This is a genomic window from Ruegeria sp. AF7 (genome assembly GCF_056541885.1).
Window position 1 is genome coordinate 139,461 of sequence record NZ_JBQFYX010000003.1, and the last position, 22,240, is coordinate 161,700.

Genomic DNA, 22,240 nt, shown 5'->3' on the forward strand with positions numbered 1-22,240 from the left:
ATCTGCTTAAGATTAACCTTAACGGCATCTGGGCAGAGTTTGGCCGATGACGCATGGGCATCTGCGGCAGGAAAATGCCGTCTCAGGCTGATGTCTGAACACCAACACGTGTGCGGCATGGGCCAAACATGGCCGCCAGTGCCAGGATCAGCCCGGACATCGTTGCGATCATCCCCGCCGCACTGACCGCATCCGCTGCACCCAGCCACAGGGGTCCGTAGCCTGCCAGCACATACCCTGTCACGGCAGAGGTTATAGCGATCACGACACTCCAGCCAATCTGCGCCTCAAGCCGGTTGGTCAGCATCCGCGCGGCTGCCGGAGGGCAGATAAACATCGCGATCACGATGATCGAGCCTACCGCGTCAAAAGCGGCAACCGCCGCGATGGCCGCAGTGATGACGAGCGCCATACCCAGAAGTCCCGTGCGAATACCAATCGTGCGGGCGAAACCTTCGTCAAAGGTGGATATTTTCAGCGGCCGCCAGAACAGCCATGTAAACAGCATCACTCCCACCAGTGTCAGCGCTATACGGGGCAGTTCCGGGGGCAATCCGGCAAGGGCCTGAGCGTCCAGCAACGAGGACCACCCGGTCGCGTCCAGCCAGATCAGGCTTTCGAGATTGCCGTAAAGCGCGTGTTCCACATCCAGATGCACGGTTGACGTATCCGTCTGCTCAAGCAGCAGAACGCCTGCCGCGAACATGGTGGTAAAGACCACGCCCATGGCGGCCCCGGGTTCGATCTGCCCCAGCCGGCGAATGGCCTCGATCAGGACAACAGCCAGAACCGCGGCCCCTGCCGCACCCAACATCATCGGCCAGGTGGATATGGCACCTGTCAGCAGAAACGCAACAACGATACCCGGCAGCACCACATGGCTGATCGCATCGCCGATCAGCGCCTGTTTTCGCAACACAAGAAAGTTGCCGGGCAAGGCACAGGCGATGGCCGCACATGTTCCGATCAGCAGCGGCGTCAGAGACAGCGGGACGAATTCTTCACCACTCATGCCGGTATCCCCTGCGGCCCGCCAATCTGGCGGTCGATCTCATCAATCTGGTCGCGTGTCAGAACGGTCTCGATATCACGCAACCCGTCATAGAGCGCAGCTGTCGCCTCGTGCGCCTGATCGGCGCGCACGATTTCCCATCGCTTTTCATCCCGCAGGGCCTTGGCCGCGCGGGCCTTACCGGTGTCTGTCGCGACGCCATCCGCCCGGACCAACCCGGCACGCCGCAGCAAACGCAGGGTCAGGGGCTCATAGATCTTCTGCCCTTGCGCCATCGCCAGAAGTCCCTGACGAATATGCACCCGGCGCTGAAACCGCAGATGCCGCAGCACCGCCGCCAGAACGCCGCGCATCGGGGCGAAGAAGAGGGAGGCGAGGAAAAAGGCAAAGCTGACCAGTACGATGATCGGGCCGGTTGGAAGATTGGGCGCAGATGCGGATATGGCAGCGCCGATATATCCGGCCAGCCCACCGGCCAGCCCGGCCAACAGAACAACGCGTTCCGAGCGGTCAGACCAGAACCGGGCGGTCACTGCCGGAATGATCAGCAAAGCCACGATCAGGATCAGGCCGACGATTTTCAGGCCGACCACGGTCACGGCCATGACCAGCCCCATCATGGCCAGGTCGATACGATGCACTGGCAACCCGCGCGCCGCTGCGTATTCGGGGTCGAATGCGACAAGGGTCATCGGACGACGGATGATCAGCACCAGAGCCAAGGTCAAGGCGCCACCAAGTGCGATGATCACCGCATCGGCCCACAGCATTCCAGCGGTCGAACCCAACAGGAAACCTTCCAGCCCGGCCTGACGGCCAACCCCCATGGTTTGGATGACCGTCAGCAGCACGATCCCAAAGCCGAAGAACACAGACAGGACCGCACCGATCGCGGCGTCCTCGGCCAGTCGGGTGCGCCGTGTCAGCCAGTTCATGCACAACAGACCAACCCAGGCTGAAATGGCGGACCCCACCAACAGGCCCGGCAGGTTGCGCCCGTCCCCACCCAGCGCGACCAGCACCATGAAAGCGATACAGACGCCCGGCAGGGTTGCATGGCTGATTGCGTCGCTGACAAGGGCGCGCTTGCGCAGAAACAGGAAGGTCCCTGTCACGCCCGCCGACACGCCAAGCAATGTCGCACCGATGGCAACCAGCGTGGCGTTATAGCCAAGCTGAAGGGTCAGAGCATCCCAAAGCATGAACTATCCCAGCGCGCGTGAAATCTGATCGATCTGGGCCGTTGCCAACCTGCCACCATAGGCCGATTGCAGCGTTTCCGCCGTGAAGGCCTCGGCCACCGGCCCTTCGGCCACCTTGCGAGTGTTGATCAGGAAAACGTGGTCGAAATAGTCGGTCACGGTGGCCAGATCATGATGCACGACAACGACTGTCTTACCGGCCTCTTTCAGGGATTTCAGCACCGCGATGATGGCTTTTTCGGTAGCAGCGTCGACACCGGCAAACGGCTCGTCCAGCAGGTACAGATCAGCATCCTGAGCCAGAGCACGCGCCAGAAACACACGCTGTTGCTGGCCACCGGACAGCTGGCCTATCTGGCGATCCGCGAAATCGCGCATTCCGACACGGTTCAGGCAATCCATCGCACGGGCCTTGTGGCGCGCGCGCAAGCGGCCCAACAGGCCCAGTTCACGCGACAGACCCATCAGAACCACGTCGATCACACGTGTCGGGAAATCCCAGTCCACGCTGGCACGCTGGGGAACATAGGCAACACGTGCGCGTTGCGAATTCAGCGGCTGACCAAATACGGTCACCTGCCCCGACAATGGCGTAACGATGCCCAGCGCCGCCTTGAGCAGCGTTGATTTTCCAGCACCGTTCGGCCCGATAATGGCGGTCATCGCGCCGGGCGTTACTGTCATATCAACCGAAAAGACCGCTGGCTTCTGCCCGTAGGAAACCGTCAGACCCCGCACAGCCAGAGGGCTGTCATCCAGATTATGTTCCTGGACCGTCACACCTTCGTTGCTGATCAGCCCCAGCATCTTTCAGAACCCCGCTGACAGTTTGCCGTCCATGCCGCGATCGGGAACATCCCCGCCCAATGCGCCTGCGATGACGGTGATATTGTGATCCAGCATCCCGATGTAAGTGCCTTCGTAGGTGCCATCCTCGCCCATGGCGTCCGAGAACAACTCGCCCCCGACCTTCACCTCGTGCCCTTTGGCTGCGGCCCCTTCGATCAGCGCGCGGATCGACCGGTCAGAAACCGAGCTTTCGACGAAGACCGCCGTGATCCGGCGATCAACCAACAGGTCAACCAACTCTCCGATCCGGTTCAGGCCCGCCTCGGATTGGGTCGAGATGCCCTGAATGCCCAGAACCTCGAACCCGAAACTTTCGCCGAAATAGCCAAAGGCGTCGTGGGCGGTGACCAGAACCTTGTTGTGATCCGGTACTGAAGACAAGCTTTCCTCGGCATAGGCCGTCAGACGGTCTATGTCCGCCAGATGGGCTTGTGCATTGGCGGCAAAAACCTCGGCTGCTTCGGGGCGGGCTTCGGTCAGGGCGCGCTGCACTTCAACAACAACCTCGCGCCACAGCGCGGGTGTCATCCAGACATGCGGATCATACTTGTCGACATAATCATCATGCGCACGCAGCATGGACTTATCTACGCCTTCTGCAACCGCAATGACGGTCCGTTTCCGCACGAGGTCATGAAAAAAGTCTTCCATTTGCGCTTCGAGATACAGGCCGTGCCACAGAACCAGGTCTGCCCGTGTCATCGCAACAATATCGCTGCGCGTCTGGCGATAGGCGTGGGGATCAACGCCGGGGCCCATAAGCCCTCTGACCTCAACCAGATCACCGCCGACCTGACGGGCCGCATCTGCAATCATGCCCGTCGTCGCCACCACTTTCAGCGGTGCCCCGGCAAAAGCCATGGCTGGCACCGAAAGGGCCAGAGCCAAAAATGCAAGGCAATGCCGACGAATCATTTCCAACCTCGATTTGGATACGTGTTGGATCAAATATGAGAACCATTCGCAACTAAGTCAACGCTAATGAGAATTATTCGCAAGAAAACCTCAATTATTTGTCCAAATGGTCAAAAATATTCGATCATTGCGCCGGAACACCTTCCATTCCCGGGCCACCCGTGCGATTTTGTCGCAAACCTCCCAAAGGACGTAACCATGGATACGCAGAGCTCAGAAAGCCCCGTGCGCACCGCGCATCTGCCGCAAGTAACCGAACCCCGGAACCCCGGAATGGAACTGGATCTGGACTGGGTGCGCGCCGTTCAGGCCAATACTTCCGCGATTGAACGCCGTGCGGCCACATTGCCGGGCCGCCGTTCGGTCAAGAAGGAATATCAGGCTGCGTGGCTGCTGAAAGCCATCACGATGATCGACCTGACCACGCTGTCGGGCGATGATACGGTGGGCCGTGTGCGCCGCCTGTGTGCAAAGGCCCGTCAGCCGGTTGCGCCTTCGGTCCTTCAGGCGCTGGACATGCCGCCGATCACGACCGGGGCGGTTTGTGTCTATCACGACATGATCGAAACCGCTGTAGACGCCCTGAAAGGAACTGGCATTCCGGTCGCTGCCGTGTCCACCGGCTTTCCCGCCGGACTGTCCCCGTTCCATCTGCGCGTGGCCGAGATCGAGGAAAGCGTGAAGGCCGGGGCCGAGGAAATCGACATCGTAATCTCGCGCCGTCACGTGCTGTCGGGGGACTGGCAGGCCTTGTATGATGAGATGAAGGCGTTCCGCGTGGCTTGTGGCGATGCTCATGTCAAAGCCATTCTTGCGACCGGAGAATTGGGCAGCCTGCGCAATGTCGCGCGCGCCTCGCTGGTGTGCATGATGGCGGGGGCGGATTTCATCAAAACCTCGACCGGTAAGGAAAGCGTTAACGCCACCCTGCCCGTGTCGCTGGTCATGATCCGGGCGATCCGGGATTACTATGACCGCACCGGCTATCGCGTTGGCTACAAGCCTGCGGGTGGGATTTCCAAGGCAAAGGACGCGCTGGTCTACCTGTCGCTGATCAAGGATGAGCTGGGCGACCGTTGGCTGGAACCCGACCTGTTCCGCTTTGGTGCGTCGTCACTGCTGGGCGATATCGAACGGCAGTTGGAACACTATGTGACAGGCGCATATTCCGCCGGTTATCGCCACTCTATGGGGTGAAAAATGAAGCGCATCTCTGCATTTGCGATTGCAGTTATTTTTGCAGACTCCGCATTCGCCGCGGAGACCATCTACTCTTTGTATCGAACGTCGCTGGTCGACGGAATCACCAAGGTTCATATTGCTACTTTCGACACTAAGAATGGCGGCAACTACAACTTTGAAAACTGTCAGCTGGCCGCTGAGTTGTTTCAAAATCAACCCGACGTGAAAACAAAATTCTGGTGCGAACAAGGCCGTGCGCAAAAGGACTAAGGATCAACCATGACAGTCAAAGAAATCTTCGAAACCATGGACTATGGCCCTGCCCCCGAAAGCGCTGCCGAGGCACTGGCCTGGCTGGTCGATCAGGGCGACAAGTTCGGCCACTACATCGACGGGGCCTTCACCAAACCCGGCAAGGGGTTCGACAGCCGCAACCCCGCGACCGGAGAGGTTCTGGCCAAGCTGACCCAGGCGAAGCAAGCTGATGTGGACGCTGCCGTCGCCGCTGCCCGCAAGGCGCAGCCCAAATGGGAGAAACTGGGTGGCGCGGGCCGTGCGCGGTATCTCTATGCAATTGCGCGACTGCTGCAAAAGCATTCGCGTCTGTTTGCGGTGCTGGAAAGCCTCGACAACGGCAAACCGATCCGGGAATCGCGTGACATCGATATTCCGCTGGCGCAGCGGCATTTCTATTACCACGCCGGTATGGCGCAGCTGATGGAAAGCGAGCTGCCCGACGCTGAAGCGTTGGGTGTGTGCGGTCAGATCATTCCGTGGAACTTCCCCCTGCTGATGTTGGCGTGGAAGATCGCGCCTGCGCTGGCAATGGGAAATACGGTGGTTCTGAAACCGGCTGAATATACCTCGCTGACGGCGCTGTTATTTGCCGATATCTGCACACAGGCCGGTCTGCCGAAAGGTGTCGTCAACATCGTCACCGGAGACGGTGCTGTGGGCGAGATGATCGTGGCCTCGGACGTGGACAAGATTGCCTTTACCGGCTCGACTGTTGTGGGCCGCCGCATCCGTGAGGCCACTGCCGGATCTGGCAAGGAACTGGCATTGGAGTTGGGCGGCAAATCCGCGTACATCGTGTTTGATGACGCCGATATCGACTCGGCCATCGAAGGGCTGGTGGATGCGATCTGGTTCAATCAAGGTCAGGTCTGTTGTGCGGGTTCGCGACTGCTGGTGCAGGAAGGTATCGCCGACCGTTTCCACGACAAGCTGCGCGCCCGGATGGAGACGCTGCGCGTCGGCAATCCGCTGGATAAATGCATCGACGTGGGCGCGGTTGTGGACCCGGTTCAGTTGCAGACCATCAAAGGAATGGTCGAAAGCAACACTGCGGGCCATGTGCATCAAGCCGCCTGCGATCTTCCCGCAAACGGCTGCTACTACCCGCCGACACTGATCTCGGGGCTCGAAACCTCGGACCCGTTGATGCAGGAAGAGATCTTTGGCCCGGTGCTGGTGTCTTCGACCTTCCGCACACCGGAAGAGGCCGTCGAGCTGGCCAACAACACCAGGTATGGTCTGGCGGCGACCGTCTGGACCGAGAATGTGAACCTTGCGCTGGATATCGCGCCCAAGCTGGTTGCGGGCGTCGTCTGGGTGAATGCTACCAATCTGTTTGACGCCGCTGCCGGGTTCGGTGGGGTCCGCGAAAGCGGCTTTGGCCGCGAAGGCGGTTGGGAAGGGCTGACCGCCTATACCAGACCCAAGGGTAAGGCCAAGCCGCTGGCAAAGGTCGAGGCAGCCATGGGCGAAGGGGCACCGGTCGACCCGATCGACCGCACTGCCAAGTTGTATGTCGGCGGCAAGCAGGCGCGGCCCGATGGTGGTTATTCGAAACCGGTTTGGGGCAAGTCCGGCCTGCTGGGCCATGTGGGTCTTGCCAACCGCAAGGACGTGCGCAACGCGGTCGAGGCTGCGGCAGGTGCCAAAAGCTGGTCCAGAACCACCGGCCATCTGCGGGCCCAGATCCTGTATTACATCGGCGAAAACCTCTCGGCCCGCGCCGGTGAATTCGCGGCGCGGATCGACGCCATGACCGGCAGGAAAGACGGCGCGAAAGAAGTTGAGGCTTCGATCCAACGCCTGTTCACTGCTGCCGCCTGGGCCGACAAGTATGACGGCCAGGTGCATGGCGTTCCGATCCGGGGCGTGGCCATCGCCATGAAGGAACCCGTTGGCGTGATCGGTGCGCTTTGCGCGGATGAAGCACCGCTGCTGGGTCTGGTCTCGGCTATGGCGCCTGCGATTGCGATGGGCAACCGGACGGTTCTGGTGGCTTCTGAGCCCTACCCGCTGGCGGCGACGGATTTCTACCAGATCCTTGAGACTTCGGACGTCCCTGCCGGTGTGGTCAACATCCTGACGGGCAGCCATGCGGAACTGGCGAAACCGCTGGCCTCGCATCTGAATGTCGACGCGGTCTGGTCGTTTTCGTCCACCGACCTGTCGAAAGAGATCGAGGTCGTTTCAGCCGGGAACCTGAAGCGGACCTGGGTCAATAACGCGACGGCATTTGACTGGAGCATGGACCATTCCCGCCGCTTCCTTCAGGCTGCAACCGAAGTCAAAAACATCTGGGTGCCCTACGGCGAGTAGGGCTCCCTGCCCAGGGAGGCCTACATGGATTTTTCGGGAAAAACCGTCATCGTCATCGGTGGCACCAGTGGCATCAACCGGGGCATCGCCGAGGCCTTCGCGGCCTCGGGTGCGAAACTGGCCGTGGCCAGCCGCTCGCAGGACAAGGTCGATGACACCATCGCCGCGCTGAAAGCCGCAGGCGCACAGGATGCGATTGGGGTTGCGTTTGATGTGCGCGATGCAGGCGCCGTGGCGGCGGGACTGAAGCAGTTCCATGACGCCTTCGGGGATATCGATGTGCTGATCTCGGGCGCGGCGGGTAATTTCCCGGCGCTGGCGTCCGAAATGTCGGTCAACGCGTTCAAGACCGTGATCGATATCGACCTGATGGGCACGATCCACGTGATGAAGGGGACGTATCCGTTCCTCAAACGCCCCGGTGCCAGCATCATCAATATCTCGGCCCCACAATCTTATCTGCCTTATGAGGGTCAAGCCCATGTCTGCGCCGCCAAGGCGGGGGTGGATCAGATCACCCGCACGCTGTCGATGGAATGGGGTGTCGAGGGAATCAGGGTGAACTCGGTTGTGCCGGGGTTCATCGAAGGCACCGAGGGTGCGAAACGCCTTGCGCCCACCAAAAACGCCCACGAAGAACTGCGCCGCGACGTGCCGTTGGGCCGCTGGGGTCAGCCGCAGGACGTGGCCAATGCCTGCCTGTTCCTCAGCTCGGATCTGGCCAGTTATATCAGCGGCACGGTTCTGGCCGTGGACGGGGCACTCTATCAGCGCGGATCGGGCAAGTTCGGGCAGATGATGGGCGACATGCTGCGTGGCATGAAAAAGGGGTGAGCCGCAACTCACCCCATGCAGTTCAGTTGGTAGTTTCCAGACCAACCGGCTTTCCAACAACAGTGAAATGCAGGCCGTCCGGATCCAACAGTTCGGATGCAACGCGGTTCACGTCTTCCAGTGTGACCGCGTTCACCTTGTCATTGCGGGTGGCGATGTAGTCGATGGGCAATCCTTCCATCTGCATCCCCACCATGATCCCGGCAATCTGCCCGTTGCCGTCAAAGCGCAACGGATAAGCGCCGGTCAGGTAGGTCTTGGCATCGTCCAGTTCCTTCTGCGTCACCCCTTCGGCGGCGGCGCGCGCCCATTCGTTGCGAATAACCTGTATCGCCTCGGCAATGCGGTCATTGGCCGATGACACCGACCCCAGGTAAACCGAGGCCAGATCCTTGGGCACAAGATAGGTTCCAACCCCATAGGTCAGGCCACGCTTTTCACGCACCTCTTGCATCAGACGGCTTTCGAACCCGCCACCGCCAAGGATGTGGTTCAGGATATAGGCGGCAAAGAAATCAGGATCGTCCCGATCCATTCCGGCATGGCCAAACAGCGCGACGGATTGCGGGGTGTCAAACTCGACAACACTGATCCCACCGGGAATGGTCACGTTGGCCTTGCCCGGGATGGGCTTGCCCGTTTCCGGCAGGTCGGCGAGCAATGTGTCAAGCAATGCGCCCAGTTCCTCGGCCGTGATATCGCCGACAGCCCCCACATAAAGACGATCCTTGGCAAAAACGCTTTCATACGCCGTTACCACGTCATCCCGTGTCAAAGCCGAGACGCTTTCGATTGTGCCCTTGCCTTCCGATCCATAAGGGTGATCGCCATAGGCCATCTGGGCAAAGTTGCGGCCTGCAATCTCGTTCGGGTCGGTTTGATCTGATCGCAGCCCGGACAGGATTTGCGCGCGCACACGGTCGACCGCGTCCTGATCAAAGCGCGGTTCGTGAATCGTCTCACGCAGCAGGTCGGCAACCTCATCCCGGTTTTCGGTCAGAAAACGTGCGGAAATCGAAACCGTGTCGTCACCGGCGTTATAGCGGAACGATGCGGCCAGAGCCTCAAGCTCGCGCGCATAGGTTCGCGCGTCCATTTCACCGGAACCTTCCTCGATCAGCCCACTCATCAGATAGACCGCGCCGCGCCTGTCCGGGTCGTCCAGCGACGTACCGCCACGGAAGCGCAGCTCAAGCGCGGTGAAAGGGATCGAGTGATCCTCGACCAGCCATGCGGTGATCCCGCCGGGCGAGGTCACTTCTTCAATCTCGATCTCGGCCAAAGCGGGCAGAGCAACCAGACAGGCAATCAGCGTTGCGAGAAACCGTTTCATTGCGTCACCTCATCATCGCGCATCAGCCAGCCGGTGACCGACGCCTCGGGTTGCAGAACGTCACGGGCGGCGGCGATGATTTCGTCTCCGGTCACGGCCTGAAGGATATCGGGCCATGCCTGCACATCCTGTATTGTCAGGCCGCTGGTCAGGGCGCGGCCATAGCGGTTGCCGATCCCGTCCACATTGTCGCGCGCATAGGTCTGCGCGGCCCGCAACTGCATCTTGATACGGTTCAGATTGCCCTCGTCGACACCTTCGGCAATGAAATCGGCCACGGCCTGATCCATGGCATCTTCGGCCTCTTGCAGGGAAACTCCTTCGGCGGGAACCACCAACAGGTCGAATGTTGTGTCATCCAGCGAGACGTCACGATAGAACGCCCCGGTATAAACAGCCATTTTCTGATCGAATTGCAGCTTTTCGTTCAGGTAAGAGGTCGTGCTGCCCCCCAGAAGTTCCGCCAACAGAAATAGGGCTGCCGCCTTTTCCTGATCGCCCGGATCGCGTTCCGGCGCCAGATAACTGCGCTGGACATAGGGTTGCGCCACGCGAGGGTCCTTGAATGTCAGACGGCGTTCGGAGTTTTGCGGGGGTTCTTGCGACCGGATCCGTTCCGGCAATTCCGCATTGGCCGGAATCACACCGTAATACTGATCGGCCAGAGTGCGGACCTCGGCAGGATCAACGTCTCCGGTGACAACCAGAATGGCGTTATTGGGCGCATAGTGGGTCTGGTAGAAAGACAGTGCGTCTTCCAGTTCCAGTTCTTCCATCTCGTGCTTCCAGCCGATGATCGGCACGCCATAACGGTGATTGAGGTATTGTGCCGCGCTCATCTGTTCGCCGAACAGGGCGCGTGGGTTGTTCTCGGTGCGCTGGTTGCGTTCCTCAAGGATCACATCGCGCTCGGTCACGATGTCCTCTTCGCTCAGGCGAATGTTCCGCATCCTGTCCGATTCCATACGCATCATCAGCTCAAGCCGGTCGGCGGCGACGCGCTGGAAATAGGCAGTGTAATCATACGAAGTGAACGCGTTGTCGTTACCGCCATTGGCCGCGACAGTGGCCGAGAATTCGCCCGGCGCCAAAGTATTTGTGCCCTTGAACAGCAGGTGTTCCAGAAAATGCGCGACACCCGACGATCCGATCGGCTCATCCGCCGATCCGGCGCGGTACCAGACCATATGCTGCACGACAGGCGCGCGGTGATCTTCGACCACGACGACATCCATGCCGTTGTCCAAAGTGAATGTGGTGACCGCTTCTTTCCCGCCCCCGGCAAAAGCCGGGGTGGTGGCGATCAGGGCAGCCGACAAGGCCAGGGCCCGAACCATGGGGCATCCTCCGTTTCGTTTCTGTCATTCAAACTACGGTGGTGCGGCCCGGGTTCAAGCCCGATGACGGAAAGTTAAGAATTATTCATTCGGGGGCGAGGTCGGGGTCTCGACCCCGGCCCGGCGGGCGGCATCGGTTTCCGAGAACGGATCGATCGACTGGCGTTCGTAGACCTGACTATAGCGGTCGACAGGGAACAGGCGCAGACCGGTCCAGCGGCCCCGGCGTTTGCGGAATGCGGCGTCCTCGGCTTCGACCACCTGCCGCGTATCGGGTGACACGCCATAACGGCTGGACGCCGTCACAAGCGCCGCATCCGACGACGGCACACCAGCGTTGGGGTTCAGGGCGGCGGCATTACCACCCAGCGCGACTACCGCATCGGCGTTGGGGGTCGGGTCTGTCAGATTCCCACCACCCGGCGTGGGTGCCGGCAGGAACGCGTAATCCTGAGGCTGGGTCAGCGGCTTGACCGGCAATACCGAAAATTCATCCGGACCCTGTCCGGGAGGCGCCAGATCCCGCAGTCCGGGATTCGAACATGCCGCAACCGCAGCGGCAACTGTCAGAACAAATATGGCGCGCGGCATCCGCATTGGTGTCTCCAGCCTGTTTCTGGCGCTTTTATCGCATATCATTCCGCGCGTCACGAGGGCTTTTTGCCGTCAAACAAAACCAGCCCCAGCGCTCCGGCGAATATGAACACATCCGCCAAGTTGAACACAAACGGGTTGTTGATGCCACAGCAGGACATGTTCAGGAAATCCAGAACAAACCCATAAAGGAGCCGGTCAACCACATTCGCAAGCGCTCCGCCGATCAGCAGACCGCCACAGAGCAACATGAGTTTTGAACGCATCGAACGACCAAGCCAAACGAGAACACCGATGCAGATCGCCACGGATACACCGATCAAAAACCAGCGCGCGGCCTCAGAGTCGCCCTGAAACAGGCCGAAATTGATGCCCCGATTCTCGCCGTATCGGAACACCAGCAGCGGCGGCAGAACATCGATACCGCCGGGCCGTTCAGCAACGCGCAGGACGTGAACGACCAGATATTTGCTGATCTGGTCGATCGCGAAGGCGGCCAAGGCCGCCCAGAGAAGCAGGCGTGACCGCATCAGTGACGGAAATGACGCATGCCGGTGAAGACCATAGCCAGACCGGCCTCATCGGCTGCGGCGATCACTTCATCGTCGCGCATGGACCCGCCCGGCTGAATGACGCAGGTCGCGCCCGCTTCGGCGGCTTCCATCAACCCGTCGGGGAAGGGGAAAAACGCATCCGATGCCACGGCAGAACCGATGGTCAGCGGCTGCGGCAAGCCCAGTGCTTCAGCCATACGTTCGGCTTTCTTGGCCGCGATCAGAGCCGAATCCACACGGCTCATCTGCCCCGCGCCAACACCCACGGTTGCGCCATCCTTGACGTAGACGATGGCGTTGGATTTGACGTGCTTGGCCACTTTCCACGCGAACAACAGGTCATGCATCTGCGCGTCGGTCGGGGCTTTCTTGGTCACGACCTTGAGGTCGTCCATGCCGACAAAGCCGTTATCCTTGTCCTGCACCAACAGCCCGCCGGCCACCTGACGGACGGTTTTGCCACCTTCGGTTACATCCGGCAGCGCCTCGGTCGTAAGCAGGCGCAGGTTTTTCTTGGCGGCAAAAATCGCCTTGGCCTCGTCCGAGGCACCGGGGGCGATTACAACCTCGGTGAAGATGCCCGTAATCTCTTGCGCTGTTTCTTCATCCAGCGGCTGGTTCAGCGCAACAATGCCACCAAAAGCCGAGGTGCGGTCGCAGTCAAATGCCGCCTTGTACGCCTCAAGAAGGGTTGAACCTGTGGCTACACCGCAAGGGTTGGCGTGTTTGATGATGGCGCAAGCCGCGCCTTTCGCCGGATCAAACTCGGCCACCAGCTCAAAGGCCGCGTCCGTGTCGTTGATGTTGTTATAGCTCAGTTCCTTGCCCTGATGCTGTACGGCGGTGGCGACGCCGGGGCGGTTGGTGCCGTCCGTGTAGAACGCTGCCTGCTGGTGGCTGTTTTCACCATACCGCAGGGTCTGCTTCAACTCACCGGCAAATGCGCGGCGCGTTGGGGCGTCCAGTTGCAGCGCATCGGCCATCCAGTTCGACACGGCGGCGTCATAGGCCGCTGTTCGGGCATAGGCCTTTTGCGCCAGCCACTGGCGGAAGCCATAGGATGTCTTGCCATAGTTTTCTTCCAGCTGATCCAGCAGGGAGGAATAATCCTCGACATCCACCACCACGTTCACAAAGGTATGGTTTTTTGAGGCCGCACGGATCATCGCCGGGCCGCCGATGTCGATATTCTCGATACATTCGTCATAGCCCGCGCCCTTGGCGACGGTTGCCTCGAACGGGTAGAGGTTTACGACCAGCAGGTCGATGGCGCCGATGCCATGTTCCTCCATCGCCGCGACGTGGGTGTCATTGTCACGCAGCGCCAGCAACCCGCCATGCACCATCGGGTGCAGCGTTTTGACCCGGCCATCCATCATCTCGGGGAAGCCGGTGATTTCGCTGACATCGCGAACCTCAAGCCCTGCATCGCGCAGCGCCTTGGCTGTGCCGCCGGTCGACAACAGTTCGATCCCGCGCTCGGACAGCGCCTTGCCCAGCTCGATCAGCCCGGTCTTGTCGGAAACGGAAAGCAACGCGCGGCGCACGGGGTGAAGGTCAGTCATGGGTCCAAAGGTCCTTTTGGCGTCAGTCAAACTTGGGCTCGTCCCGGTGCGTATCGCGCACGGCATAGGCTGTATCCTGCGCCTTGCTCAGCGTCCACCGGATGCGCGTCGCATACTCCATTGCGCGGCCAGATAGAACGATCTGTTTTGTCGCGCGTGGCTTTAAACGTCCTTTTTCAAGGTAAACACTTGGTTCGACAGATAATTTTCCCACACCATCATGGCGGAAAACCCAGATCTCGCCGCTTTTAAGCGCCATCGACACTGCCGCCCCGCCCAGATCCAGCGCAGCATCAACGTCAGGATGCAGATGAAAACGGATGTCATAGCCAACGCCCTTGAGGCCCGAGGCGTCCATCGCCCTGTCGAACTGACGCTTGGCCTTGTCGGTTGCGGTCAGCAGAATATCCTCGACCGTCAGCTCACGCCCGTCAAAGCGCAATTCGAATGTGCGCGCGTGGGTCAGCCCGAAGACTTTGACATATCCGTCATGCCCAGCCATGAAACGGATGCCTTCGAACGCATCTTCAAAATCGACCGGAACGTCCCGCGGCGCATCGACCAGCGCCTGACTTTCGCGGCCCGGCAACGGGTTGGCCAACCGCGCGCTCGAGAACCCGTCCAGACACAGGGTTGAGTGAGATGGGGTCGCACGCCCGGCACGGCGCCAATCCAACCCGAAACTGGCCCCCGATCCACAATTCACGATCAAAGGGCGACGCCCCGAGGTCAGCTCGAACGCCAGCGTGGATGCGTGCGCGTTGAATGAGGCCGCTCCGGACGGCGGCGCGCTGGCATCCACGATCACCGTGGTGCGTGCTGCGGACAGGCGGGCATAGCCCATTGGCAGTTCGGTCGCCGCCTTGTGCTTGACGCCGCTTTGCGCAAGCGCCTGTTCCAGCCGCCCTTCGACCCCGCGCCCACCGCCGTGAAACCGCGCCAGCGCGCCATCCGCATGGCGCAGACTGCGCAAGGTCGGTGCGATCCGCTTGATCGCCTTGGCCTGCGCAACAGGTGTGCCGCGTCCAAGATCGCTGAGCGCCGCCGACGTCCAGCTGAGCAGCATAAACACCTCAAGCAGCTCTTCCGGGTTGCGTGTTGGAATACCGCCCTGCGCATCCACTTGCCGGTCACACTCGCCAGCCAAAGCCCGCAAGGCCGGATCGGCCATCTGCTCCAGCCCCTCCAGCGCCAACCCGGCTTGTACTAGGCCGGCCAGCGCCTCGAAACGCGGCAACCCGGGCGTCGCAGCTTGCCAGCGTTTGGACAGGAACCATGTTTGTTGCGCCAAAGACCGAAAGAACAGTTTGCTTTGCTTCTCATCTGCCCCGCGCAGCAGAAAGAGTGCATGGTTGATCCAGCGCATCACACGCCGCCCGGTCAGGTCAGGTACCCAGCCCGGGCCCTGCCCGCGGCCATGCGCCTCGATCCAGCCCCAGACCCAGCGCTGCGCTTTTTCCCGTGCGCGCATATCACCGACGGCGGCCAGATCATCCAGCCATGCAAAACCATGGCGTTCCTCGTCAAAGCCGGCGCTGGGGGCAATGACATCCCACAACGCTGTATCGTCTGCCTCGACCAGATAGCCGGCGAACAAGAGATTCCCCGCAACCAGCTGCCGCCCGCGCGCAAACGAACCAACGGTGCGCGGCTGGGGCTGCGCAACAAACCCCGTGGCGGTCTTTTGCCGTTGGCTGAGACGCGCGTAGAAACGGTTCTGAAACCGCATCCACCGACTGGCCATGGTGTCCGAATTTGACATGCGCGTGTTACTCTGCCCCTTGCGCTCTGCTGGCGCTTGAGACCCAACGATAGACCGCGCCGATCGTCAAGTCATCGAAAAGCGTGCACTCAGGCGGATTTGTTCAGGCAGGCGATATAGAACCCGTCCATACCCCCTCGATCGGGCCAGTAGTCGGGCCGCAGACGCAGGCCGCCTTCCTCGGTGATCCAATTGTCTTCGATGCCGGAGAGCTTCAGTGCCTCGCGATCAACACGCATGTCCGGATACATGCCCAGCGCGTCTTCGATCTGAACCTCGCCCTCATCCGGCAAAAGCGAACAGGTGCAATAGACCAGCCGCCCGCCAGGTTTCAGCAGCGTCCATGCGTGGGCCAGCATCTGCGCCTGCAATTCGATCAATCCGCCAAATTCCGAGCCATCCTTGGCAAAGGGCAAGTCAGGATGCCTGCGGATCGTACCCGTGGCCGAGCAGGGCGCGTCCAGCAAAATCGCGTCGTACTGACCCTGATGGTCCAGCGCGTCACCCACGATGACTTCTGCCGTCAATCCGGTTCGCGCTAGGTTTTCGCGCACGCGTTCTGTGCGCGCCGCGGATACATCCAGCGCCGTCACATCCGCGCCCGCCGCAGCCAGTTGCATGGTTTTACCGCCCGGTGCCGCGCAAAGGTCCAACACCTTTTCGCCCGCCTTCGGTGCCAGAACACGCACCGGCAGCGCGGCTGCCGCGTCCTGCACCCACCACTCCCCAGCCTTGTATCCCGGCAAGGCCGAGACCTGACCCGCTTCCAGAATACGCACAGACCCGGTGGGAAGTTTTTCGCCCGAAGGGCTTTCCGCCCCCGGCTTCAGTGTAAGGTCCAGTGGTGCGCCCGCGAAATGCGCCTGTTCCATTCCGGCCACCGCTTCGGCACCCCACGCCGCGAGCAGCGGGTCTCGCAACCACTCCGGCAGGCGCGGGACACGCATTTTCGGCCATGCTTCGGGACCCTCGGACGCCACCTTGCGCAAAACGGCATTCACCAGCCCTTTCAGACGCCCGTGCTTGCGCGAGCGGCTGATGATTTCAACCATGGAGTTCACCACCCCATGCGCGGCTTCCCCGTTGCACAGTTCGACCGCGCCCAGCCTCAGCACATTGTGTACGGTCAGGGCGGGTGTTCGGTTCAGGTGGTTGTCCAGCAGACGGTCGGCGCGCTCCAGCCCGCGCAGGGTTTCGGACGCCAGCCGCTGGGCACGCGCGCGATCCTCTGGCCCCAACCGATCCAAAGCGCCCGCGGCGAGGCATTCAGACAACAGGCGGCCTTCGCCCAGAACCTGATCCAATAGATAGATTGCGCTGCGCCGTGCTGCTGTCGCGCTGTTTGTCATGGTACCGCCTTCATGTGACCTGTGCCCGCATTGCCATTGGCGGACGCGGGCGTATATCAAGGCTATGCACGGAAAGGAACCCGATGTCATGAGTGACGACCGCAAAGACCTGCCCCCCGCCGCCCAACGCGCGCTGGCCGAAGCGGAAGAACGCCGCCAAAAAGCCCAGGCCGAGGCCAGGGAAATGCCCAAGGAACTGGGAGGGCGCGATGGGCTGGACCCCGCCCGTTACGGCGATTGGGAAAAGAAAGGCATTGCCATCGATTTCTAGGCCCTCAGTCGCGCAGGGCCTTCAGAAAATCGTCGATCAGGGCGCGCTGTTTTCTGGACTGCACCCGATCTTCGGGCCATGTCAGCCAATACCCGTCCTTGGTTTGCAGCTCTGGCAGCTCTAACCTGCGCAACCGGCCATCCCTTAGATCACCGGACGCCAGCGGAACCGAGCCCAGCACGATCCCCATCCCGCGCCTTGCCGCCGAAACGGCATGTTCCATCGAATCGAAACTGACATGTGATAGCGCGACGTCGCCATGCCCGCATTTCCGGACCCACTCGCGCCAGCCCGGACGCTCGCCGCGCAGATCGATCAGGGGGGCACCCCATTCAACGCCCGGTGCGGCCATCGGCACCAGCACCTCGCGCGCGATCAATGCCGCGTCGCGCCCGGCCCACACGCCGCGACCATAGCGGATTTGCAGCCAGGTGCGTTCCTCGTCCAGCGACGACCGGCGCGCAACCGAGTCGGTCATCACCCGCACCTCGGGGCGCAGATTTCGGAACACAGGCAGGGCTGGCACAACAAGGGCGTGGATGTTTGATGACAACCCGGCGACCCTGAGTTCGCGTGGCGATTTTCCAAACAGGTCCTCGGTGTTGCGTTCCAACGCCAGCAGGCTGTCCTGCACCAGCGGCAGATAGCTTTCGCCTTCGACCGTCAGTGACACGCCGCGCGCCTCGCGCACAAACAGGGACCGGCCCAGCCACGCCTCAAGATTGCCGATCCTTTGGCTGACAGCGGCCTGCGTCAACCCGAACTCTTTCGCAGCGGCCGAGAACCCGCCCAGACGCCCGGCGGCTTCGAACACGCGCAACCAATCCAACGGCGGTAATCCGGTCTTGTTTTTTGCCATTAGTTTTTCCAAGCCTCAGCCGAAATAAGGATTAATTGTCGTAATGCCACGAACGGCGTATCAGCTCAACCAAAGCTCGCGCCGAACAGGAGACCCCCAATGCTGCGCACCGCCACCCACGACACCTCGATTGTTACAGTCGCGTTTGACACCGAGGCCAAGGCCCGTTTCCACGCCATCTGGCTGCGCGACAACGCGCTGGACGCTGATACCCGCGCGCCGGGCAATGGTCAGCGCCTGATCACCATCGGCGATATTCCCACCGACATCTCGGTCAGTTCAGCCGAGGTGGTCGCAGGTGACCTGCAAGTCACGTTCCAGCCCGAGGGCAAAACCGTTACCTTCCCGGCGGATTGGTTGGCCGAAAACAGCTACGACCGCGATCATGACATTGCGCTGGGTCGCATCGCCCCAGGCATCACGACCTGGGAGAGTGGTATCGGCGCGCCCAGCGGGGATTGGAACGAGGTCCATGCCAGCTCGGCTGCCAAGCGCAACTGGCTGGCCGCTGTGGCCGAGTTCGGCTTTGCCAAGCTGACCGGCGGCCCGACCGAGCCTGAATCGCTGCTGAAGGTCGCTGACCTGTTCGGCTATGTCCGCGAAACCAATTATGGCCCCTATTTCGAGGTGCGGACCGAGGTGAACCCGACAAACCTTGCCTATACCGGGCTTGGCCTTCAGGCGCATACCGACAACCCCTATCGCGACCCGGTGCCGACCTTGCAAATCCTCTATTGTCTGGAAAACTCGGCTGAAGGTGGGGAGTCCATCGTTGTTGACGGCTTCCGCGCCATCGAAAAACTGCGTGACGCAAACCCCGAAGGCTTTGCCCTGCTGGCCGGATATCCGGCGCGGTTCGAGTACAAGGGCTCGGACGGGGTCTGCCTGCGGTCGCGCCGCCCGATGATCGAGTTGTCGCCGGATGGCGAGTTGATCGGCATCCGCTTCAACAACCGCTCTTCTGCCCCTTTCATAGACGTACCGTTTGACAAGATGGAGGCTTATTACGCCGCCTATCGCCAACTGGGGGATATCATCGACGACCCGGCCATGGGCGTGTCGTTCAAACTGGAACCGGGGGAAAGCTTTATCGTCGACAACACCCGCGTCCTGCACGCGCGGCTTGGCTATTCCGGGGCCGGGTCGCGCTGGTTGCAGGGATGTTACGCCGACAAGGACGGGTTGCTGTCCACACTGGCGGCGATGGAGATGGCGCAGCCGGAGGCGGCAGAATGAAACCTGATTTCTCGACCCTGAACCGGGACAATATCGTTGCTTTCATCGGGAGCATTTTCGAACGCCGCGGCGGTGAAGAGTATCTGGGCGAGCCTGTCACCATGGCCCAGCACATGCTGCAAGGCGCAACCATTGCCGAGCAGAACGGGATGCCCGAGGAAATCATCGTGGGCGCCTTGCTGCACGACATCGGCCATTTCACATCCGAGTTCGGCACCTACCACCCGGATGACACCGAAGACCGTCATCATGAGGACGCGGGCGCCGAGGTGCTGGAGCAGTTCTTCCCCTCGGTCATCACCGATTGCTGCCGCTATCACGTGGCAGCCAAGCGGTATCTGTGTGCCACCAAACCCGAGTATTTCAATCGCCTGTCCGCGGCGTCGGTTCACACGTTGGAACTGCAAGGTGGTCCGATGAGCGCCGAAGAAGTTGCCGCGTTCGAAGCCAACCCGAACCTGAAGGAGATCATTCAGGTCCGCTATCTGGATGAGGCCGGCAAACGCGCGGATATGGAAACCCCGGATTTTGCACATTTTGCGCCGATGGTGCAGCGTATGGTCGACAAACACATGGAGGCCGCATGAACGCCCCGGAATACATCTTTGAAGCTAGCACCAAACCCTCGCTGCCCTGGCACGAGGTTCCCCTGATCCGAGCAACGGACGCCTCGGTCAAAGGTTATGGGTGTCTGGTCGATGATCCCGAAGGGTTCGAGATCGAGATCACCCGCTGGCCACAGCAGGGCTGGCGGCCGATTGACGAAGGCACCGGCGATGAAGGCGGCTGGGTCGAAGGCACTTTTCGCGGTGAGTGGAAGGGTGACGTGCTTTATGGCGAGAACGAAGCGGTCAATGGCCACTATGTCCTCGGCTGGTCCACCGATCCGCAGCAGGCACAGACAAGCCGCGAAACAGCGCCCCGCGATCAGGTGCTGCTGTGGCACATGAACTACCACCCGGATGGCGGGCAGATGTTCTGGCCACTCGACAAAAAGCCCTTCATCATCCCCGCCGCCCTGCCCGGCGACAACCTGACGCCGGAAAAGGTGGTGGCGTTCTGGTGCGACGGTTCGCGCGGGCTGTATATCCATCCCGGTATCTGGCACGAGGGGATATTTCCGGTAGAAGACAACCAGCGGTTCCTCGACCGTCAGGGTGCGGTGCACGCCCGCGTCAGCGCTGATATCGGTCAGGAATTTGGCGTCTACCTCGCCTGCCCGCTGCGCGCCGACAAAATCAGGGATTTGTGATCAGAGCCCCCCGATGAGCAGATCGGCTACGCGCGATCCAAATCTGCGTAGCCAGCAGGTACGGTAGGAAGAACGCGAAGTTCTGAACCTGATCGAAAGGGCCCGAGAAATCAGGCTCTGACCCCAACCCGCCGGTCAACAGATACCAAACCGTATAATGCACACGGTAGAGCCACGACCCCAGCGCCAGCCAGAACAGCCGCAGACCCCACGCCCTATGGCCAGCACGATCCGCGATTATAGCCATGCGCGCCACCATCAGAGCTGCAGTGAACAGACAGAGCCCATACAAGAAAAACGCTGCAGACATCATCGGTCCACCGATCGTTCCCCGCAGGGGGATATAGGTCATTCCTGCCAGTCCGGTGATCAAAGCCGACGCAATCAGAGCCACACCCAAGCCGCGGTGAAACCGATTGTATTTCAGCCGAAGCCCTTTCAGCAGTTGCAGCGGCACAAGAGCCACCAACACCGTTCCGGCAAAGATATGCAACATCATCGCCGCATTAGCGACACTCTGGTCATAGGCAAACAAGTAGCTTTTTTGTGCCGCGCTCTCAGACAGCCCGACGCCGATCATGTCAAACCCCTGCGCGACGAAGGGCAGCAGGGTCAGATAGAACAGGACCAGCACCAATCCGGTCATCACACGTGATGTCAGGTTCCGCATACGCCCGAGTGTAACGCCGTCGAGCGGCCCGTCTATGGCTTACAGCCCAAGCACATCCACCATGTCATATTGACCGGGGGACTTGCCCTGCCCCCACAGCGCCGCTTTCAACGCGCCGCGGGCAAAGATGGCGCGGTCGGTGGCCAAATGGCGCAGGACGATGCGTTCTCCGGGGGCGGCGAACAGGACATCATGTTCCCCCACGATGTCGCCGCCGCGAATAGCGTGAAAACCGATATCTCCACGCTTGCGCGCGCCGGTGATGCCGTCCCGACCCCGGTCGGACACGTCCGACAACTCAACGCCGCGCCCTTCGGCTGCGGCCTCGCCCAGCATCAGCGCCGTGCCCGAAGGTGCATCGACCTTGTGACGGTGGTGACCTTCGATGATCTCGATATCGAAATCCTCATCCAATGCGGCTGCGACCTTTTTGGTCAATTGCACCAGAAGGTTGACGCCAAGGCTCATGTTTCCGGCCCGCACGATTACCGCATGGCGCGACGCGGGTTCCAGTGTTGCGATCTGTTCGTCGGACATGCCGGTGGTGCCGATCACATGCACACAGCGCGCCTGCGCCGCCAGCGCAGCGAATTCCAGTGTCGCCTCGGGCGCGGTGAAGTCGATCACTGCCTGCGCCTGCGCAAAGGCCTCCAGCGGATCGTCGGTGACGGTGACGCCCAGTGCCTGCCCGCCCATGGCCTCGCCCACATCCTGACCGATCCAGTCATGGTCCTTGCGTTCGACCACGCCGACCAGACGAGCCTGATCGCTGTCCGTCACGGTCTTGATCAGCATCTGCCCCATACGGCCCGAAGCCCCTGTGATGACGATCCCCGGAATATGGGTCATTG

General features: G+C 61.0%; 22 protein-coding genes. 8 read left to right on the forward strand and 14 right to left on the reverse strand.

From position 1 onward, the window contains the following. Positions 1 to 82 precede the first annotated feature (82 nt). From ACR0AP_RS09090 to ACR0AP_RS09105, 4 genes are read right to left on the reverse strand one after another with little or no spacing between them, the layout of a single operon-like run. Complete coding sequence (locus tag ACR0AP_RS09090; RefSeq protein ID WP_480506490.1) at positions 83 to 1,012, reverse strand: metal ABC transporter permease; 930 nt, start codon at positions 1,010 to 1,012, stop codon at positions 83 to 85. Next, the gene (locus ACR0AP_RS09095; RefSeq protein WP_480506491.1) at positions 1,009 to 2,214 is read right to left on the reverse strand and encodes a metal ABC transporter permease; all 1,206 of its coding nucleotides are present in this window, start codon (positions 2,212 to 2,214) and stop codon (positions 1,009 to 1,011) included. The genes ACR0AP_RS09090 and ACR0AP_RS09095 overlap by 4 nt, the downstream gene beginning before the upstream one ends. A 3-nt stretch (positions 2,215 to 2,217) precedes the next feature. Next, positions 2,218 to 3,021, reverse strand: a complete 804-nt coding sequence (locus tag ACR0AP_RS09100; RefSeq protein ID WP_209505072.1) for a metal ABC transporter ATP-binding protein — start codon at positions 3,019 to 3,021, stop codon at positions 2,218 to 2,220. A 3-nt stretch (positions 3,022 to 3,024) separates the two neighbouring features. Further along, positions 3,025 to 3,978: a metal ABC transporter solute-binding protein, Zn/Mn family gene (locus ACR0AP_RS09105; protein WP_480506492.1), complete on the reverse strand. Its 954-nt coding sequence runs from the start codon at positions 3,976 to 3,978 to the stop codon at positions 3,025 to 3,027. Between the two features lie 198 nt (positions 3,979 to 4,176). Here ACR0AP_RS09105 and deoC point away from each other — a divergent pair, with 198 nt between their 5' ends. The 4 genes from deoC to ACR0AP_RS09125 are packed head-to-tail and all read left to right on the forward strand — an operon-like array spanning position 4,177 to position 8,607. Next, positions 4,177 to 5,175 carry a deoxyribose-phosphate aldolase gene (gene deoC, locus ACR0AP_RS09110; protein WP_480474226.1) on the forward strand — a complete coding sequence of 333 codons (999 nt, stop codon included), beginning with the start codon at positions 4,177 to 4,179 and terminating at the stop codon, positions 5,173 to 5,175. Between the two features lie 3 nt (positions 5,176 to 5,178). Then, the gene (locus tag ACR0AP_RS09115; protein ID WP_480506493.1) at positions 5,179 to 5,430 is read left to right on the forward strand and encodes a hypothetical protein; all 252 of its coding nucleotides are present in this window, start codon (positions 5,179 to 5,181) and stop codon (positions 5,428 to 5,430) included. A gap of 9 nt (positions 5,431 to 5,439) precedes the next feature. Then, positions 5,440 to 7,773, forward strand: a complete 2,334-nt coding sequence (locus ACR0AP_RS09120; protein ID WP_480506494.1) for an aldehyde dehydrogenase family protein — start codon at positions 5,440 to 5,442, stop codon at positions 7,771 to 7,773. A gap of 24 nt (positions 7,774 to 7,797) precedes the next feature. After that, the gene (locus ACR0AP_RS09125) at positions 7,798 to 8,607 is read left to right on the forward strand and encodes an SDR family oxidoreductase (protein ID WP_480506495.1); all 810 of its coding nucleotides are present in this window, start codon (positions 7,798 to 7,800) and stop codon (positions 8,605 to 8,607) included. Between the two features lie 22 nt (positions 8,608 to 8,629). Here the strand turns inward: ACR0AP_RS09125 and ACR0AP_RS09130 are convergent, their stop codons facing one another. The 7 genes from ACR0AP_RS09130 to ACR0AP_RS09160 all read right to left on the reverse strand — a co-directional run bounded on the left by ACR0AP_RS09130 (position 8,630) and on the right by ACR0AP_RS09160 (position 17,101). Next, positions 8,630 to 9,940, reverse strand: coding sequence for a M16 family metallopeptidase (locus tag ACR0AP_RS09130; RefSeq protein ID WP_480506496.1), 1,311 nt, complete (start codon positions 9,938 to 9,940; stop codon positions 8,630 to 8,632). Next, complete coding sequence (locus ACR0AP_RS09135; RefSeq protein ID WP_480506497.1) at positions 9,937 to 11,277, reverse strand: M16 family metallopeptidase; 1,341 nt, start codon at positions 11,275 to 11,277, stop codon at positions 9,937 to 9,939. Before ACR0AP_RS09135 ends, ACR0AP_RS09130 begins: the two co-directional genes overlap by 4 nt. Positions 11,278 to 11,358: 81 nt before the next feature. Further along, positions 11,359 to 11,874: a DUF3035 domain-containing protein gene (locus ACR0AP_RS09140; RefSeq protein WP_480506498.1), complete on the reverse strand. Its 516-nt coding sequence runs from the start codon at positions 11,872 to 11,874 to the stop codon at positions 11,359 to 11,361. A gap of 50 nt (positions 11,875 to 11,924) precedes the next feature. Next, a complete protein-coding gene (gene lspA / locus ACR0AP_RS09145; protein WP_480506499.1) occupies positions 11,925 to 12,401 on the reverse strand; it encodes a signal peptidase II in 477 nt (158 codons plus the stop codon). Continuing rightward, positions 12,401 to 13,990 (reverse strand): bifunctional phosphoribosylaminoimidazolecarboxamide formyltransferase/IMP cyclohydrolase, encoded by a 1,590-nt coding sequence (gene purH / locus ACR0AP_RS09150; protein WP_480506500.1) that lies wholly within the window; start codon positions 13,988 to 13,990, stop codon positions 12,401 to 12,403. Before purH ends, lspA begins: the two co-directional genes overlap by 1 nt. A gap of 22 nt (positions 13,991 to 14,012) precedes the next feature. After that, the gene (locus ACR0AP_RS09155) at positions 14,013 to 15,752 is read right to left on the reverse strand and encodes a heparinase II/III family protein (RefSeq protein WP_480506501.1); all 1,740 of its coding nucleotides are present in this window, start codon (positions 15,750 to 15,752) and stop codon (positions 14,013 to 14,015) included. Between the two features lie 89 nt (positions 15,753 to 15,841). Continuing rightward, positions 15,842 to 17,101 (reverse strand): RsmB/NOP family class I SAM-dependent RNA methyltransferase, encoded by a 1,260-nt coding sequence (locus ACR0AP_RS09160; protein ID WP_480506502.1) that lies wholly within the window; start codon positions 17,099 to 17,101, stop codon positions 15,842 to 15,844. Positions 17,102 to 17,189: 88 nt separating this feature from the next. Here ACR0AP_RS09160 and ACR0AP_RS09165 point away from each other — a divergent pair, with 88 nt between their 5' ends. Further along, the gene (locus ACR0AP_RS09165) at positions 17,190 to 17,372 is read left to right on the forward strand and encodes a DUF1674 domain-containing protein (RefSeq protein WP_209505084.1); all 183 of its coding nucleotides are present in this window, start codon (positions 17,190 to 17,192) and stop codon (positions 17,370 to 17,372) included. A gap of 4 nt (positions 17,373 to 17,376) precedes the next feature. On the opposite strand, the gene ACR0AP_RS09170 is transcribed toward ACR0AP_RS09165, so the two are convergent. Next, positions 17,377 to 18,231 carry a LysR family transcriptional regulator gene (locus ACR0AP_RS09170; protein WP_480506503.1) on the reverse strand — a complete coding sequence of 285 codons (855 nt, stop codon included), beginning with the start codon at positions 18,229 to 18,231 and terminating at the stop codon, positions 17,377 to 17,379. Between the two features lie 99 nt (positions 18,232 to 18,330). Between ACR0AP_RS09170 and tmpA the strand changes: the two genes are divergently transcribed. The 3 genes from tmpA to ACR0AP_RS09185 are packed head-to-tail and all read left to right on the forward strand — an operon-like array spanning position 18,331 to position 20,719. Further along, entirely contained in the window at positions 18,331 to 19,467 is a 1,137-nt protein-coding gene (gene tmpA, locus ACR0AP_RS09175) for a 2-trimethylaminoethylphosphonate dioxygenase (RefSeq protein WP_480506504.1), read from the forward strand. Beyond that, a complete protein-coding gene (gene tmpB / locus ACR0AP_RS09180; RefSeq protein ID WP_209505087.1) occupies positions 19,464 to 20,054 on the forward strand; it encodes a (R)-1-hydroxy-2-trimethylaminoethylphosphonate oxygenase in 591 nt (196 codons plus the stop codon). Before tmpA ends, tmpB begins: the two co-directional genes overlap by 4 nt. After that, positions 20,051 to 20,719 carry an ureidoglycolate lyase gene (locus ACR0AP_RS09185; RefSeq protein WP_480506505.1) on the forward strand — a complete coding sequence of 223 codons (669 nt, stop codon included), beginning with the start codon at positions 20,051 to 20,053 and terminating at the stop codon, positions 20,717 to 20,719. The genes tmpB and ACR0AP_RS09185 overlap by 4 nt, the downstream gene beginning before the upstream one ends. Here ACR0AP_RS09185 and ACR0AP_RS09190 read toward each other — a convergent pair. Beyond that, positions 20,706 to 21,389, reverse strand: coding sequence for a DUF2306 domain-containing protein (locus tag ACR0AP_RS09190; RefSeq protein WP_480506506.1), 684 nt, complete (start codon positions 21,387 to 21,389; stop codon positions 20,706 to 20,708). The genes ACR0AP_RS09185 and ACR0AP_RS09190 overlap by 14 nt on opposite strands. A 39-nt stretch (positions 21,390 to 21,428) precedes the next feature. Beyond that, complete coding sequence (dapB, locus tag ACR0AP_RS09195; protein ID WP_480506507.1) at positions 21,429 to 22,238, reverse strand: 4-hydroxy-tetrahydrodipicolinate reductase; 810 nt, start codon at positions 22,236 to 22,238, stop codon at positions 21,429 to 21,431. Positions 22,239 to 22,240: the final 2 nt, after the last annotated feature.